At 65.0% G+C, this 16,114-nt stretch carries 13 protein-coding genes; 4 read left to right on the forward strand and 9 right to left on the reverse strand.

Annotated elements, in window-relative coordinates; all coding sequences use genetic code 11:
- Positions 1–2: 2 nt before the first annotated feature.
- The 3 genes from VFG17_RS08030 to VFG17_RS08040 form a co-directional block, all read right to left on the reverse strand.
- Positions 3–1,229 carry a lipase family protein gene (locus tag VFG17_RS08030; protein ID WP_325028934.1) on the reverse strand — a complete coding sequence of 409 codons (1,227 nt, stop codon included), beginning with the start codon at positions 1,227–1,229 and terminating at the stop codon, positions 3–5.
- A complete protein-coding gene (locus VFG17_RS08035) occupies positions 1,229–3,676 on the reverse strand; it encodes a TonB-dependent receptor (RefSeq protein ID WP_325028935.1) in 2,448 nt (815 codons plus the stop codon). The genes VFG17_RS08030 and VFG17_RS08035 overlap by 1 nt, the downstream gene beginning before the upstream one ends.
- A 125-nt stretch (positions 3,677–3,801) precedes the next feature.
- Positions 3,802–4,689 (reverse strand): alpha/beta hydrolase, encoded by an 888-nt coding sequence (locus VFG17_RS08040; RefSeq protein ID WP_325028936.1) that lies wholly within the window; start codon positions 4,687–4,689, stop codon positions 3,802–3,804.
- Between the two features lie 144 nt (positions 4,690–4,833).
- Between VFG17_RS08040 and VFG17_RS08045 the strand changes: the two genes are divergently transcribed.
- Positions 4,834–5,475, forward strand: coding sequence for a TetR/AcrR family transcriptional regulator (locus VFG17_RS08045; protein WP_325028937.1), 642 nt, complete (start codon positions 4,834–4,836; stop codon positions 5,473–5,475).
- A gap of 1 nt (position 5,476) precedes the next feature.
- Here the strand turns inward: VFG17_RS08045 and VFG17_RS08050 are convergent, their stop codons facing one another.
- The 3 genes from VFG17_RS08050 to VFG17_RS08060 are packed head-to-tail and all read right to left on the reverse strand — an operon-like array spanning position 5,477 to position 9,423.
- Positions 5,477–6,697, reverse strand: coding sequence for a cytochrome P450 (locus VFG17_RS08050; protein ID WP_325028938.1), 1,221 nt, complete (start codon positions 6,695–6,697; stop codon positions 5,477–5,479).
- Positions 6,698–6,707: 10 nt separating this feature from the next.
- Positions 6,708–8,207 carry a class I adenylate-forming enzyme family protein gene (locus VFG17_RS08055; RefSeq protein ID WP_325028939.1) on the reverse strand — a complete coding sequence of 500 codons (1,500 nt, stop codon included), beginning with the start codon at positions 8,205–8,207 and terminating at the stop codon, positions 6,708–6,710.
- 37 nt (positions 8,208–8,244) lie between these two features.
- Entirely contained in the window at positions 8,245–9,423 is a 1,179-nt protein-coding gene (locus VFG17_RS08060) for an aromatic ring-hydroxylating dioxygenase subunit alpha (RefSeq protein WP_325028940.1), read from the reverse strand.
- 118 nt (positions 9,424–9,541) lie between these two features.
- Here VFG17_RS08060 and VFG17_RS08065 point away from each other — a divergent pair, with 118 nt between their 5' ends.
- The 3 genes from VFG17_RS08065 to VFG17_RS08075 all read left to right on the forward strand — a co-directional run bounded on the left by VFG17_RS08065 (position 9,542) and on the right by VFG17_RS08075 (position 13,402).
- Positions 9,542–11,149 (forward strand): GMC family oxidoreductase, encoded by a 1,608-nt coding sequence (locus VFG17_RS08065; protein WP_325028941.1) that lies wholly within the window; start codon positions 9,542–9,544, stop codon positions 11,147–11,149.
- A 102-nt stretch (positions 11,150–11,251) separates the two neighbouring features.
- Entirely contained in the window at positions 11,252–12,151 is a 900-nt protein-coding gene (locus VFG17_RS08070) for a crotonase/enoyl-CoA hydratase family protein (protein ID WP_325028942.1), read from the forward strand.
- Positions 12,152–12,172: 21 nt separating this feature from the next.
- Positions 12,173–13,402, forward strand: a complete 1,230-nt coding sequence (locus VFG17_RS08075) for a molybdopterin molybdotransferase MoeA (RefSeq protein WP_325028943.1) — start codon at positions 12,173–12,175, stop codon at positions 13,400–13,402.
- 8 nt (positions 13,403–13,410) lie between these two features.
- Here the strand turns inward: VFG17_RS08075 and VFG17_RS08080 are convergent, their stop codons facing one another.
- The 3 genes from VFG17_RS08080 to VFG17_RS08090 all read right to left on the reverse strand — a co-directional run bounded on the left by VFG17_RS08080 (position 13,411) and on the right by VFG17_RS08090 (position 16,106).
- A complete protein-coding gene (locus VFG17_RS08080; RefSeq protein WP_325028944.1) occupies positions 13,411–14,148 on the reverse strand; it encodes an SDR family oxidoreductase in 738 nt (245 codons plus the stop codon).
- A gap of 475 nt (positions 14,149–14,623) precedes the next feature.
- Positions 14,624–14,890: a LuxR C-terminal-related transcriptional regulator gene (locus tag VFG17_RS08085; RefSeq protein ID WP_414712937.1), complete on the reverse strand. Its 267-nt coding sequence runs from the start codon at positions 14,888–14,890 to the stop codon at positions 14,624–14,626.
- Between the two features lies 1 nt (position 14,891).
- A complete protein-coding gene (locus tag VFG17_RS08090; protein WP_325028945.1) occupies positions 14,892–16,106 on the reverse strand; it encodes a PepSY-associated TM helix domain-containing protein in 1,215 nt (404 codons plus the stop codon).
- Positions 16,107–16,114 lie beyond the last annotated feature (8 nt).

Consider the following 16,114-nt stretch of genomic DNA (forward strand, 5'->3'; position numbering starts at 1 on the left):
GGCTAGGGCCTGCAGGTCGCCGAAATGGGCCGGCCTTCGAGCACCGCCTTGGCAAAACGGATCGCGTCGGGCGCGGCGGCATTCACGACGCCCGAATGGTCCTTGTCCTTGTAGATATGCGCCTCGACGACATTGCCGCGGCTGCAGAGGTCGTTGACGAGGGTCAGCGTCGTCATCGGCAGCGCGGCCGTGTCCGTTGCGCCGATCCCGAAAAATACCGGTGCCGCAAGGTCGAGCGTCGGGAAGGAGCGCAGATCGACGTCGGTATCCCAGAGCCGCTTCAGCATCCCCGGCCGGAAGGCTTTCGGCGGATCGAGCTCCCGCGCCGCCGCCGCTTTCATGAGATCGGGCAGGCACGCCGAGCCGACCATCGCTTCGATCTCCAGCCCAGCTTCGGTGAACACCGTATCGGCGTCGAGTTCGGCGTGCGTGCGCGTCAGTTCGTAACCGATCATCGCATAGGCGCCGGTGACCATCACATCGGTCGCGCTCGACGCGAGCCCGCTCTCGATTGCTTCGCGCGACAGATTTGGCGCGCCGGTCGCGACGACGCCGCGCAATTTCAGTTCTGGCGCGTAGGTGGGGGCATAACCCGCCGCCGCAACGACCACGCCCGCTCCCTGCGACTGACCGGCCAGAACGACCGCATTCGCCGCGCCATAGCGCGCATCGCCGATGACCGCGCGGGCGCTGTCGAGGACGCTGTACGAACTGGCGCGATAGTTGGAATAGGGGTGGATGCCCGGCGTACCCAGCCCCTGATAGTCGCTCGCGACCACTGCAAAACCCGCTTCGAGCCAGCTTGTAATATAACGGCTGTCGCGCTCGCCGCGCGGGCGGGCCGACGGCGCGCAGATGTCGGCGATGCCGGTGGTGCCGTGCGCCCAGGCCATCACCGGCCAGCCGCCCGCCGGCGGCGCGCCGCGCGGCAGGAAGACCGCCGCCGACACCGGCACGACGCCCTTGTCGTCGACGCCGTCGCGCGCGGTATAGAGGATGCGCACCGCCTTTCCGGCCGCCGGGACGGAAAATGCGTCGGGCAGCGGCGCCTCGGTCAGCACGACGCCGGCCTCGCCGGGTAGCGCCCCCGGCCATGCATAAAAGGCCGGAACGCCTCCGTCGCCGACATCGGATGGCGCGCCGGTCGCCGGCCCCGCGACGATGCCGGACAAGGCCAGCACTGCCCCGAAACGCATGGTGACGGTGCCGCGCGAAACGCGACCGCCCATCAGAATTTCACGGACGCTTCGATGTAGAACTCGCGCGGATTGTCGACGAAGGCCGACAGGTCGCTGAGCACGCCCGGCCCAGCGGTCCCCGTGCCGGTCCCCCCGGTGAACGGGATTTCCGACCCGCCGGTCACGACATATTTGTTGCTGAGGTTGCGGCCGATCAGCGCCAGGGTCCAGCGATCCTCGGGGCCCTTCAGCCGCAGCGAGGCGTCGAACTTGGTGAAGCTCGGCTGGACCGCGTCGGGACGCAGCGTGTCCGAGAAATTATACTTCGACGAATAGCTCATGTCGCCGCTCGCCTCGAGCCGCAGGCCCGATCCCGACAGCTCGACCTCATAGCTTGCGCCGAGGCGGCCGGCGAAGCGCGGCGCCTTGGGCGGCGTCAGCCCGTCATAATCCTGGCTGGTAAAGGCCGCTCCGGGTGCCGGCGCGAGCAGGTTACAACCCAGCGCGATCGTCTGACCGCCATAGCATTGGCCGACATAATCCTTGTAGGTCGCATCATTATAGGCCGCCGCGCCGCGAAGCGAGAAGCCGCCCGAGCGCCAGTTGAAATCGCCCTCGATGCCCTTGACCCGCAGCGTGCCCGCGTTCGCCACCACCTGTCCGATCGTCACGGGATCGAAATTCTGCACCTGCAGGTCGAGATAATCATAATAATAGGCCGTGGCATTGAGCGACAGCGCGCCGCCCATCAGGATCGCGCGCGCGCCGACTTCGCCGCCGCGGGCGCGCTCGGCGCCGAACTCGCCGGCCGCGACCGTCGCGGCGGGGGTCAGCGTTTGCGAGATATTGAACCCGCCCGACTTGAAGCCTTCCTTGTAGGCGGCATAGAAAGTCAGGTCGCGCGACGGCTTGTAACGCAGCGTCACCTGCGGCGACACATCGGTTTCGCGATAGCGATCGTCGAGGCGCAGTCCGCCCGGAAAGGCTGCTGCAAAGGCCGGATTGGCCGCAAGCGACTCCTGGAAGCTGTCGCGCGATTCGTAACTCCAGCGCGCGCCCCCTGCGAGTTCAAGACTGTCGGTCAGATTCGCCGTCACTTCGCCGAAGGCCGACATCGAACTGCCCGAAAAGCCGTTGTCGCGCTTGAAGGTCACATAGGTCGTGCCCGCCGCGACGGCCGGCAAGGGGAAGATATAGGCGTCGGTGTTGAAGATGAACTTGTTGCTCGAGACGAACAGCCCGAACAGCGCATTGACCGGCCCGTCCCACTTCGACTGGAACCGCAGTTCCTCCGACGTCTGACGATAGTCGGCGAGCTGCGAGAAGGTGGCCGGATAGGCCTCGCCCGACACATTGTTGAGGTCGTTCTGCTTGAAGCGATAATAGGAGGTGATCGAGGTGACGTCGAACACGTCGCTGGTCAGCGTCGCGGTCAGGATGCCGAAGCCCGATTTCAGCCGTGAATACATGCGCCCGTCGCCGGCATAGCGATAATCGAGCTGCGCCACCTCGATCGGGATCGTCGAGCTGTCCGAGCGGCCGTCGATGACGCAATCGGCGTTGGGGCTCGGCGGGATGCCGTTCGCGGCGAAGGGCACGGTGCGGCCGCCGCCGCAGATGCGTTCGATGATGTCGGTCGGGCCGCCATCCTTCTGATCGGTGTAGCCGCTCTTGACCTGAAAGGTCAGATTGTCGGCCGCGTCCCATTCGATCGTCGCGCGGCCGCTGTAGGTCCGCCCATAACCGCGGTTCTTGCTGTTGCGATGACGTTCGAGGCCGAACGGATCGATATAGGTTTCCGCGGCCGTGTTGGTGAAGGCGCCCTCGCTGTCCGAAATGCGGAACGCCAGGCGCGCGCGCAGCCCGTCGGCGAGCGGCCCCGAAATATAGCCCTCCCCATATTTCTCCTGCGCCTCGAAGCCATAGCCGACCTTGAGCCCGGCTTCGAATATGTCGCGCGGGTTGTTGGTGGTGACCGAGATCAGGCCCGCGGTGGCATTCTTGCCAAAGAAGAGCGCCTGCGGTCCCTTGAGCACCTCGACGCGCTGGACGTCATATTGGCTGAGGCCGATCTCGCGGCCGCGGCTCATCGGCATGCCATCGACGACGAAGGACACCGACTGGTCGAAACCGGCGCTGAGCGCGGTCGACCCGACGCCGCGCAGAAAGATGCTCGCCGACGAACCCGATGCCGCCTTGCCCGCCACCATCGTCGGCACGAGCTGGGCGATATCGTTGAATTCGGTGACCGCATAATTGTCGAGCGCGGCGCCGCCGAGCGCGGTGATCGCCACCGGCGCGTCGATAAGGCGCTCGTCGCGGCGGCGGGCGGTGACGATAATCTCGCTATCGGCCATGCTGCCGGTCGCGGCCTCGTCGGCGGGCGGCGGCGGAGCCGGATCGGTCTGGGCGAAGGCGGGCGGCGCTACCGCTGCGAGGGCTATGACCGATGCCAGGCAAGCGTAGCGAATTGCCGGACGCGTAACGTTGCGATCCATGACCGTCTCCTCCCAAAGATCAGGCCATTATCTGCGGCCTTGAGGATTAACCTACAGTCATTAGATTTAAAGTCAATCGCAAATTTAACGTCATAAGGTTTTCGCAGAGACGGTAATTTTGATATTTATTTCAAATTGATAGATGTGAATGACGAGAGAGGATCGGACGCCAAAAGCCGCCGGGCGAAGGCGATCACTCCGTCATTGAACGCATCATTGCGGTCGCCCGCGACCATATGTCCGGCGCCGAGCACGTCGAGGATTTCGAGCCGCGGCATCTGCCGCCTGAACGCATCGACCCCCGCCTCGCTCACGACGTCGCTCGACAGGCCGCGCACGAGCAGAACCGGAATGTCGGTCAAGGCCGCGAGCGTGTCGGCCGCGCGCGCGACGGCGGCATGGTGGATCGCCGGCGCGGTCTCTAGGATGCGCGGATCCCAATGCCAATAGAGGCGCCCGTCATCGCGCGGACGCAAATTCTTCATCAGCCCGCGCGTGTCGCTCGGCCGTTCGCGCTGCGGATTATAGGCCGCGACCGCCGCCGCGGCCTCGTCCACGCTCGCGAAACCACCCTGATGCCCGTGCATGAAGCCGACGATGCGTTCGATGCCGCGCGGGTCGGGCGCGGGCACGATATCGACGAGGACGACGCCCGCGGGCCGCAATCCCTCATGGACCGCCTCGATCGAGGTTGCCCCGCCGAGCGAGGCGCCGATCAGGATAAAGGGGACGCGGAGATCCGCCGTCACTGCGGCGAGATCCGCCGCGCGATCGGTCAGCGCATAGGCGCCGCCGGGCGACCAGTCGCTGTCGCCATGCCCGCGCGCGTCGAAATTGATCACCTGCAGTCCGGCGTCGAGCAGCCGCTCGACCGCGCGGCTCCAGCTGTGGCGCGTCTGCCCGCCGCCGTGCATCAGCACCGCGCATGGTGCGTCGATCGGGCCGCCGTGATCGCCGACCAGTCTGACCCCGTCGGGCGATACAAAAGTTTTGCGTTGCAGGCGGTTGGTCATCGCATGGCTCTCCTCGCTCTCGACAATGGCTTCGCGCTTATCTAACGTCAATAGATTGAACGCGCCGCACGAACCCGGCCGATTTTTGCGCTGGCCCTCGCCGTTCGGCGCTGCCAAGAGCGACGGGCAAGGAGAGATCGACATTTGGCAAGACCGTCCAAACCGCTGATATCGCGCTCCAATGCGGCCGAAGCCGCACTGGAAGTCATCGACGAAGTCGGGCTCGAGGAATTGAGCCTCAGCCTTGTCGCACGCAAACTCGGCGTGCGGCCGCCTTCGCTCTACCATCATTTCAAGGACAAGTCGGAGCTGCTGCAGGAAGTTGCGCGCATGATGCTCGTGCGCATGCCGACCGTGAACGATGCGACCCAGTCGTTCGAGGAGCAGATTATCGCGCGCTGCGTCGTCACCCGCCGCACACTCCTCAAGCATCCCAATGCGGCGCCGCTCATCCTGCGCTATTTTCCGCGCCACCTCCTGCTCGCCGCCTATGAGCGCGCCGCGGCCGAGGAACCCTACCCGACAGCGATCCACCTGACGGTAATCGACGCGATCGAGAAATATACCTTCGGCACCGCGCTCTTCCAGGCGTCGGCCGAGGTACGCGGCATTCCCCCGATGCCGGCCGTCGATGCCGCAAGATATCCGAGCTTTGCCAAGGCGGTGGCCGACAACCCCTTCGGCGACGAGGAATTGTTCGTCGAATCTTTGCGCATGTTCCTCGTCGGCGTCCGCCAGCGGCTGGCGACCGAAACGATCGGCAAGCCGCTCGACCAGATCGGCTAGATCAACCGGCGACGTCCCATTCGATCGGCAGCGATTCGAGCGCCATCACCGTCCCGATGCGAAAACCGTGCTTTTCGCCGGGAACCGCCCGGAACGCCGGGATGCGCTTCACCCATTCCTCGGTCAGGATACGCAGCTCGGCGCGCCCGAGAACATGGCCGACGCACAGATGCGGCCCCGACGAGAAAGTCAGGTGGGCGGTCTTCCGGCGATCGAGATCGAACAGGTTCGGGGCCTCGAACTTCGCCGGGTCGCGGCTGCCGAGGCAGAGGATGTTGAGGAGCATTTCGCCCTCGCGAAACTTCGCCTCGCCGATCTCCTGATTCCGAACCACCAACCGCGGCGTGTTGACGACGCCGTAGAGCCGCACCGCCTCGTCGGCGAAGGCGGGGATCAGCGACGGATCGGCCGCGAGCCGGGCCTGCACCTCGGGCATCTGCGCCAATTGCTGGAACGCGAAGCCGGTGACGTTGGTGACCGTGTCCATGCCGCCGAGAAAGAGCACGAAGCTCATCGCGAGAATTTCATCGTCACTCATCCGGCGACCATCGATATCGACGGTGATGAAATGCGACATCAGCTTGTCGTCGGGCGCCGCCTTCTTCGCCTCGATCAGCGCCTTCATCTCGCCGAGAATCGCGGCGCTGAGCCGCCCCATCTCGGCCTCGTCATTCTGGGCCGAGAAAAACGCCTCGGCGAGCGAACGAAAATCCTGGAGCCGCGCGAGGTCCATCCCCATCAGTTCCATGAAGACGCTGACCGGAAACACCTTCGACACATCGCCCTGAAAATCGCACGCGCCCTTGTCCGCGATCGCATCGACCAGTTCGACCGCCCATTCGCGAATGCGCGGTTCGAGCGCCTTGATCGCGGCGGGGCCGAACATCGGCATCATCGCGCGGCGGTAGGGCAGGTTCTCGGGCGGATCGAGGCTCAGCGGAATGAAGAAAGGCGGGTTCTCGACGCGCGGGATCTGCATCTCGCGCACCGAGAAATGCTCGGGGTCGAGCACGACCTGGCTGATCGCGTCGAAGCTCTTGACGATCCAGTGCCCGCCGTTGAGCCGCGTCCAGAAGATATCGGGCGCGTCCGACAATGCCGTAGCGTAAGTGCCCTGCACATCCTCGCCGATGCGCGGATCGGCATAGATGTCGAAATCGAAGACGAGATGCGCCGGAACATGCGGCGGCACCGGCGTCGCGGCGAGCCCGAGTGCGGTCATCTTCTGCTCCTCATCGCACGCGCTCCATCGTCTCGTGCGCGCCGGCATAAAGCACGCGCACCGCGGGTTTGGACAATTTGCCGGTGGCGAGACGCGGCAGCGGGTCGGCCGAAAAGGCGACGTAGCGCGGCACCTTGTAGTTGGAGAGGTTGACGTTGCAGTGGTCGATCAGCGCCCGGACGTCGACCTCAGCCGCGCCGTGGTAAACGACGAAGGGCGTCTCGCCGAACTTCTCGTCGGGAGCGGCGATCGCCAGCGCTTCGACCACGCCCGGAAACTCGCACACCACGCGCTCGACCTCGGCGGCCGAGATATTGAGGCCGCCCGAAATGATCAGATCCTTCATCCGGTCGACGAATGTCAGGAGGCCGCGCTCGTCGAGCGTCCCGATGTCGCCCGACCAGAGCCAGCCGTCCCTGATGACCTTCGCGGTCTCCTCGGGATTGCGCCAATAGCCCTGCATCATCCCGGGCGAGCGCATGACGATTTCGCCGGGTTCGCCGGGTTCGCAGTCGCTGCCGTCGGGACGGACGACGCGCAGATCCATGAACACGCATCCCCAGCCGCATTTCTCGGGCTCGTCCATCGCCAGATGTTCGGGCATCATCGTCGCGTTGCCACCGATTTCGGTCTGGCCGTAAATCTGGCGGATCGTCACGCCCTTCGCCTTGTAGGCGTCGAGCAACTGGCGGCTTACGCGCGCGCCGCCCGCCGTCGCGAGGCGGATCGACGACAGGTCGGCATCGGCGAAACCGGGGCAGCGCGCGATCGCCTCGAAGAAGGTCGGGACCGCGCCGAAGCAATTGATCTGTTCGTCCTGCAGCAACTGCAGGATCGCGTCGGGCGCGAAGACCGGCTCCATGAAGATCGTGCAGCCCTGAACCGTATAATGCATCAGCTGGACGAAACCCGCGGAAGTGTTGAGCGGCGCGAGGCTGATAACCCGCGCGCCGGGCGAGGAGGCGGTTTCCTCAACCGCCCAGTTGGCGGCATAGGCGGTCATCGAGCGGTTGGTGAAGACGACGCCCTTGGGCTTTGCCGTCGAACCGCTCGTCGCGATGATGACGACCGGCGTGTCGGGATCGGGGTCATGGCGGACCGTCGCCGGCTCGCCATCGCGCAACGCTTCGATCTCGGCCATCGCGCGCGGGGTCAGGCCTGCGGCGATGACATTCGCCTCGAAATCGGGCGCGACGAAGGTGAAGCGCGGCTCGCTCGTCTCGCACAGTTCACGGATCTCGCGCGGCGTGAAGCGGAAATTGACCGGGTTGGCGATCCCCCCGGCACGGATGATACCCATAAGCAACGCGCAATAGGCCAGGCTGTTGGTCGAGCAGATCGCGACGCGGTCGCCCGGCTGCAGCCCGTCGGCCTCGAGCATCGCGGCGACCCGATCGGACCACGTCTTGTAATCGCCGTAACCCAGCCGGTCGCCGCCGAGCACCACGGCGGGCTGTTCGGGCCGCATCCGCGCCCACCAGGCTAACGCGCCGGACAAAGTCTGCGCCATTCAGTCCTCTCCATCCGGTCTTTTGCCGGTCAACCGATCAAAGAAGCGCTTCGATCGCCTCATAATAACGCACGATATTTGTCTCGAGCCCGCAATAGACGGTCTCCTCGGGAACCCCGGCATTCAGACCCTGCTGGCTGATTTCGGCGGCGCGAAAATCCTCGCCGCCGAAAACGCCGAGAATAAGCTCGTAGGAGCGCGCGAACACCTCCTCCGCCTTCGGGGTCGCCGCCGCTTCGGGGGTCAGCATGAAATATTCGACCGTCGTGCGATCGGCGTCGCGCGGCATGAGCAGCATCACGCTGGTATAATATTGACTCGTCACGATGACGCAGTTGGGGAAAGCCGTATAGGCGTGCGTGACGAGCTTGTGGACGTTCGCCGACGGATCCTCGTCGAGCATTTCGGGAACATAGCCGATGCGTCCCGACACCTGACGGATATTCGCCCCGAACATGTCGACGATGTTCGGCGCATCCTGAAACTTGTCGCCGATCGACGCGGCGTGAAGCCGCTGGACATGATAGCCTTCGAGGAAGGGTTCGAGCACCACCTTCCAATTGGCTTTGAGGTCGAATGTCTTGCGTCCGTAGACATGCGCCGACGGGATGCCCAGCGCGTCGAAATCCTCGGCGACCTGGTCCGACAAGTGCGACCAGTCCGCAGGAATATCGCGATCGAGCTGGACATAGACGATGCCGCCCCATTCGCGCGCTTCGAGTTCGGCGAGGCCGCGCTGGCTCTTGTCGAAACCCTCGAAGGCCTCGCTCCGCGACACGCCGATCAGCTTGCCGTCGATACCATAGGTCCAGGCATGATAGGGGCACGTCACGCGCCCTTGCTTGTGGACCGCGCAATCCTCGATCAGCTTCGACCCCTTGTGCTGGCAGGCGTTGACGAATGCCTTGATCGTGCCGTCGCGGGTCCGCGAGACGAGCATCGGAAAGCCGTAGCTGTCGTTCGCCACGATGCTGCCGGGTTCGAGCAACGCCGACACGGTGACCGGCACCGGATAGCGGCGAAAGATTTTTTCCTGTTCGAGGTCGAAGCGCTCGCGGCCGGTGAAGATGGCATTGGGGCGGGTCGCGCCGAAAGGAACGACCACCGCGTCCTTCTCGGCGGGGATCTTGCGGATCGCCTCGATCTGGCTCGGCGTCAGGTCATCGAGCGTCGTGACCTTGCGTGCCGGCCGTGAAACTTCCGCAACATCGCTCATTTGCAGATCCTCTCCTTGTCGTTGGCATCAGCCTATTCGACGCTTTACCTAATGACAATAGTTTTTTATGGACCATGCAAGAGCGCCGCAGAAGTGGCCAAAATCAAGGGATATGAGGATGGATTTCGACTATATCATTTGCGGCGCCGGCGCCGCGGGCTGCGTTCTCGCCTATCGATTGTCGGAGGATCCGAACGTCAGAGTCGCGCTGATCGAGGCGGGGCCGCGCGATCGTCATCCCTTCATCTCGATGCCCAAGGGCCTCGCGAAGGTCATGCAGGATCCGAAGCATCTCTGGGTCCATATGAGCGAACCCGAGGCCTCGACCGCCGGCCAGTCCGAAGCCTGGGTGCGCGGGCGCGTGCTCGGCGGTTCATCATCGGTCAACGGGATGATGTATGTGCGCGGCCAGCCCGCCGACTTCGACGCCATCGCGGAGAAATCGAGCGACGACTGGAGCTGGACGCATATCGGCGCGGCCTACCGCGCGCTCGAGAATCACGAGCTGGGCGGCGCCGAGACGCGCGGCGATGCGGGACCGCTCAAAATTTCGATGCCGACGCAGCGCCTGCCCATCAGCGAAGCGCAGGTCGCCGCGGGCGAAGCGATGGGCTGGGCGAACAAGCCCGACGTCAACGCGCCCGACGACGAGGTCGCGATCGGCTATGCACCGCGCACGATTTTCAGGGGCAAGCGGCAGAGCGCGGCGCAAGCTTTCTTGCGGCCCGCGGAGAAGAGGCCCAACCTTACCGTCCTGACCGAACGCACCGTCAACCGCGTCCGGTTCGACGGCACGCGCGCCGTCGGGGTCGAGGTGGTTCATAATGATATGCGCGAGACGATCGACGCGGCGCACGAAGTGATATTGTGCGGCGGCGCCATGGCAAGCCCCGCCATCCTCGAACGTTCGGGCGTCGGCGATTCCGGCCTTCTTGCCCGGCTCGGCATCCCGCTCGTCCATCATAATTCCGAAGTCGGCGAGGGGCTGATCGAACATCGCGGGATCATCATGCAATGGAAGCTGACTAGGCAAGCGCTGTCGCAAAATCGCGTCTTCGGCGGCTGGCGCCTGCTGCTCGCGACGCTGCAATATTATCTGACCGGCGATGGGCCGATGTCGGCCGCGGCCTACGAGATCGGCGGGTGGTTCAAGACGCGACCGGGGCTCAACCGCCCCGACGCGCAGATGCTCATCGCGCCGTTCAGCTTCGACATGGCGACCCAGCGCACCCAGCTCGAAAAACATCCCGGCATGAACGCGGTCATCTATCCGCTGCGCCCGACCTCGCGCGGCAGCATCCACATCGCGACGCGCGACCCGGACGTGGCGGCGAGCTTCAAGCCCAACTATCGCGCGACCGACGAGGACCGCGCCGCGATGGTCGGCGCGGTGCGCGTGATGCGCGAATATGCGTCGCAAGCGCCGCTCGCGCAAATGATCGCGGAAGAGACCATGCCCGGCCCGGCGTTCGACAGCGACGCGGCCATCCTTGATGCCTATGACCAGTTCGGGACGTGCGGCTATCACGCCGTCGGCAGTTGCCGCATGGGAAAGGACGATACCTCGGTAGTCGATCCCGCGCTTCGCGTCCGCGGAGTCGAGGGCCTGCGGATCATCGACACCTCGGTGATGCCGGTGATCCCGTCGGGCAACACCAACGGCCCGACGATGGCGATGGCCTGGCGCGCCGCCGACATCATCCTGCGCGATCGGCTGCCGCGCTGACCGCCCGCCCTTGCCATCAAACGCCAAGCGGTCCAATGCATAATTTAATATGCATAGATATTGGAGTCGCGCGACGTTGCGGCGTGCAGGGAAAGGGAAAAAATGGCTTACGATCAGATTCGCCTCGACAAGCATGAAGGCATAGCACTGCTGACCCTGCACCGGCCCGAGCGGATGAACGCATTCACGGTCGAGATGATGCACGAGATCATCGCCGCGATCGACGAATGCGACGCCGACGATGGCGTGCGCGCCGTGATCTTCACCGGCCATGGTGACAGGGCTTATTGCGCCGGGGCGGACCTCAGCGCGGGGGCATCGACATTCGATTACGACAAGCAGGGCGGCGCGGCGGGCGGCCCCGTCGCCGCCGACGGCACGGTCGACTGGTCGCACGACCTTGTCCGCGATGGCGGGGGCCGCGTATCGATGCGGATCTTCGACGCGAAAAAGCCGGTGATCGGCGCGATCAACGGCGCCGCGGTCGGCGTCGGCGTGACGATGACACTGCCGATGGACGCGCGGCTCGCGAGCGACAATGCCCGTTTCGGCTTCGTTTTCGCGCGGCGCGGGCTCGTCCCCGAAGCCGCGTCGAGCTGGTTTCTGCCGCGCATCGTCGGCATCGCGAACGCGGTCGACCTCTGCTATTCGGGGCGCCTGATTTCGGCGGCCGAGGCTTTGGACAAGGGCCTCGTCCAAGCGGTGCATCAGCCCGGCGAGCTGATCGATGCGGCAATCGCCAAGGCGCGCGAGATGACCGCCGACAGCGCTCCGGTTTCGGTCGCGCTCACCCGCCATATGCTGTGGCGCATGATGGGCGCCCCACACCCCATGAGCGCGCATCGCTGGGACAGCCGCGTGATCTTCGCGCGCGGCCGCGGCCCCGATGCGGCCGAGGGCGTGTCGAGCTTTCTGGAAAAGCGCCCCCCGGCCTTCGCCGCGAGCGTCGCGAACAACTATCCCTGGTTTGCCGAGTTTGAAGAGTCCCCGCCCTATGCGTAGGCGATCGCGCGCGAGCGGAGCATGAGCCATCGCATCGAGTTAGCCAGACCGGGCGCGGCCCCGTGCCGGGCCTCGCTGGCATTCGACGACGCCATCGCGATCCTGTCGAACGCGGCAAATGCGCTCGGACACGAGTCCGTTGCGCTCGGCGCGGCCGCCGGTCGCCGTCTGGCGGAGCCGGTCGTGGCGCGGATCGACGGCCCCCGGTGGGATTGCGCGGCGATGGATGGCTATGCGGTGCGCAATCGCGATCTGGACGCCGGGCTGCGGCGCTTCGCCTCGCTCGGCGAAATCGTCGCCGGCGATGTCGCGCCGACGGCTGTTACCCGGGGATCGACGATGCGCGTGATGACCGGCGCGCCCCTGCCCGAAGGCGCGGATCGGGTCGTCATGATCGAATATTGCGCGAAGATCGCCGGGGCGGTCGAGATACGCGCCGATCCCGGCAGCAAGCCCCATGTGCGTCGGCGCGGATCCGACTTCACGGCCGGGCGGACGCTGCTGAACAAGGGTCGCGAGTTGACCCCCGTCGCGCTCGTCGCGGCGGCCGCCGGCGATGTTTCGCACGTCACCGTCTGGCGACGGCCAAGGGTTCACATCGTCGCGACGGGCGACGAACTCGTCCCGCCCGGCGAGGCGGCCGGTCGCGCGGACCGCATCCCCGACAGTCTGACGGCGGCGATCGCGCTCCTCGGCAACCAATGGGGCGGGTGCGTAGTGCGCGAGACGCGTACGGGCGACGATCCGGATGCCATTCGCGACGCCTTCTCCACGGAAGATGATGTGACCGTCATCATCGGCGGCGCCTCGCGCGGCGACCGCGATTTTGGCCGGTCGGCGCTGGTTCCGGTCGGACTTCGTCTCCTCTTCGCCGACGTCGCGATCAAGCCTGGCAAGCCGAGCTGGTACGGCAAGGTCGGCGACGCGCATGTCCTGGGATTGCCCGGCAACCCCACCGCGGCACTGACCGTCGCACGCCTTTTTCTCGCGCCGCTCTTGACGGGTCTCGGCGGCGGCGAGCCGCGATCCGGGCTCGCATGGACGTATTTACCCGCGGCTCGGGAGGTCGAGGCCCAAGGGGAGCGCGAGGCGTTTCTGGTCGGCGATATCGTGGACGGGGCGGCGCTCATTTTCGATCGTCAGGAATCGTCCGCGCAGAATCTGCTCGGGCAGGCGACGATATTGGTGCGCCGCCCGGCGCGAGCTCCCCGCTGCGCTGCGGGTGACACCTTGCCCGTGCTGGCGATCTAAGGGAAGGTTCAGAGCGTCAGCCCGCCATCGACGACCAGGGTATGACCGGTCACATAGGATGCGAGCGGCGACGCGAGGAAGACCGCGGCGCCCGCCATGTCGCCCGGCGTTCCCATCCGGCGCTGGGGGATCGACGCCAGGCTCTTCTCCAGCCGTTCGGGATGCGACGTGGTCGCCTTGGTCAGCTTGGTGTCGACGAGACCCGGAGCAAGGCCGTTGACGCGAATGCCGTCCGAAGCGAACGCCTGACCGAGGCTTCTGGTAAGGCTTATCGCCCCCGCTTTTGAGGCCGCATAGGCGGGGTTTCCGATATTGCCCCGCAAGCCTGACACCGAGCTCACGATGACGATGGATCCGCCCGCTTGCGCAAGCTGGCCCCGGAACTTGCGCGCGATATGCATGAGGCTGTCGAGGTTGACGGCCATGACCCGGTCCCAGCCGTCCTGCTCGAACTCGCCGCGGCCATAGACGACGGTTCCCTGGCAAAGGATCAGCGCGTCGAGCGTTCCGAACGGGGCCGCCGAGGCTTCTATCGCGGCGGGATCGCCGACATCGACGCAGGAATAACCGAGCCCGGCGAGGTCGGAACCCTCGCCGGGATCATAATCCGAGGCGGCCGCTCGCGTCCCCCAGACATGAACCTCGGCGCCGCGAATCCGGAAACCTTGGGCGATCCCGTTTCCGATACCGCTCGATCCGCCGACCACGAGAACGTTCCGGCCGGCAAAATTCGTGTCATCCTGCATTTCCACCTCTCCGCGCCGCCGCTTCCGCACGACGGATAACAGCTCTTCGCCGGCGCCGCAGCCGATGATGCTTGCGCGAGCGTCGCACCTGATTATTTATCTAATAGATATAGGCAAGCCCGATCTTGCCCTCGCCTCGGACGGTAGACGGGCGAGAAGGAATTCGAGCGCATCCAGCTGCGCCCCGCCCGATATTGGGACGAGCGCAAAGGGACGGAGAAGCGAGAAGCTCTCGTCAGCTTAGGGACGCCGGGCAAGCGTTTCCCACGTTTACTTTGCCGATGATCGATTGCGAATGAATGTCCGGGGAAGGGTGAACTCCAACAGTCCATATGCCAACGGGACAAAAGCAGTCTTGCAGCGCCCGAGCTCGCGGTATCGGTGACCACGATCGGCGTTGGGGGACAACTGCGTCGAATTTCGTCCTGTGAACGCGGCATTGATCGTCAAATTTCTCGTCCTCACCTCCGCCGACTTAATATCCCGCCTCCACCGAAAGCCGGATCGCGTCGGCGGTCGTTTCAAGCTTCAGAGCTTTGAAGAGCGCCGCGCGATGCATTTTTACGGTGCGTTCGGATATACCGAGCCGGTGCGCGATCTGCTTGTTCAAATTGCCCGCGGCCAATTCGATCAACACTTCGCGTTGCCGCGGCGGCAAGGCATCGATCCGCGCGCGCGCTGCCGTGCAGCGGTCATTTGCATCTCCCGGAGCATCGACCGGCGATAGCGGACGTTCGGGCATTTCAACCCTTGTAGAACATCCAGCCGATCATCACCCCGCCGGTTATGACGAGAATTAGAGAGAGCCATCGCCAGTCGCCCATACCCAGCCAGACTCCGGACATAATCGGCCTGCGAGCCACTGCGACGCGAGCACTGTGCGCAATCCGGTGCGAGTAAATGGCCGCGCCCGACAAGGCGAGACCGGTCATCAAGAGGCCAAACAGGAACCAGGGAATACGCGTCCAATAGCCAGCGAATGTTCCGAAATGCAGCGGATCAGCCATTTCGGAAATGCGCTGATGAACGCCCAGATCGCCGCCGTCGCTGGCCATCACGACGCGCGCGGACGCGCCGTCGACCCATATGGCATTGGCGCGCGGGCGGACCAGCCAGGCGCTGCGCTGACCCTGAAAAACGAAGGCGCCCGACTTTTCGTCGGGAAACTGGACGGATTCTACGACAAGGGTCGGGTCGGCGCGACGCGCTGCAGCAAGACTGACGGCTAACCGGTCGGCGGCGCTCGTGGCTGCCGCCCCCGACGGCAAAGCCGCAACCTCGCTCGTCGGCTCGGGGAGGCCGGGTGCTTCTCCGCCGAGCTGCTCGACAAGGTACCAGAGGCCGGTAAGCGCGATGAGCGCAACGAACCACAGGCTCCACACCCCGGCGAGACGATGAAAATCACCCCACGCCGTGCGCACGTCGCGCCAGCGGATCGGCTTGAAGAAGCCACGCCACCATTTCCTATAAACCACAAACGAAGTGACGAGACTGATCAACAACAGGATCGCCAGCGAGCAGACGATCGGGATGCCATATTTGACCGGCAAATTGAGATGCCGGTGCAAATTCCGCAACACGCGCTGGGCATCGACGAAGCTTTGTTCGCCCTGCACTTTCCCCGTCGTCGGATGGACATGGAGATAGCCCCGGCTTTCATCGGCGCGCTGGAACGCCACGCGCACAGCGAACGCTCTCGCGGTCGGGCGGGCGATATAATTGATCGTCGCGACGCCGGGATAGCGTGCGGAATTTTCGGCGATCAAATCCCAGCGGGGCGGCCCGTCGACCGAGGACGGGGAGACGCGCAACGTCGGGTGCAACAGCCAGTCGATCTCTGCGCTGAGTACGGCCAGCGTCCCGGTGAACAGGATGAAGGCCAGGAATAGCGAGAGCTTCAGTCCAACCCACTGGTGAACCGCCCACCACAGCCTGCGACCGCTGGCCTTCTTTTTCACAGGAGGAG

This window comes from Sphingopyxis sp., from assembly GCF_035686825.1.
Taxonomy (GTDB): Bacteria; Pseudomonadota; Alphaproteobacteria; order Sphingomonadales; family Sphingomonadaceae; genus Sphingopyxis.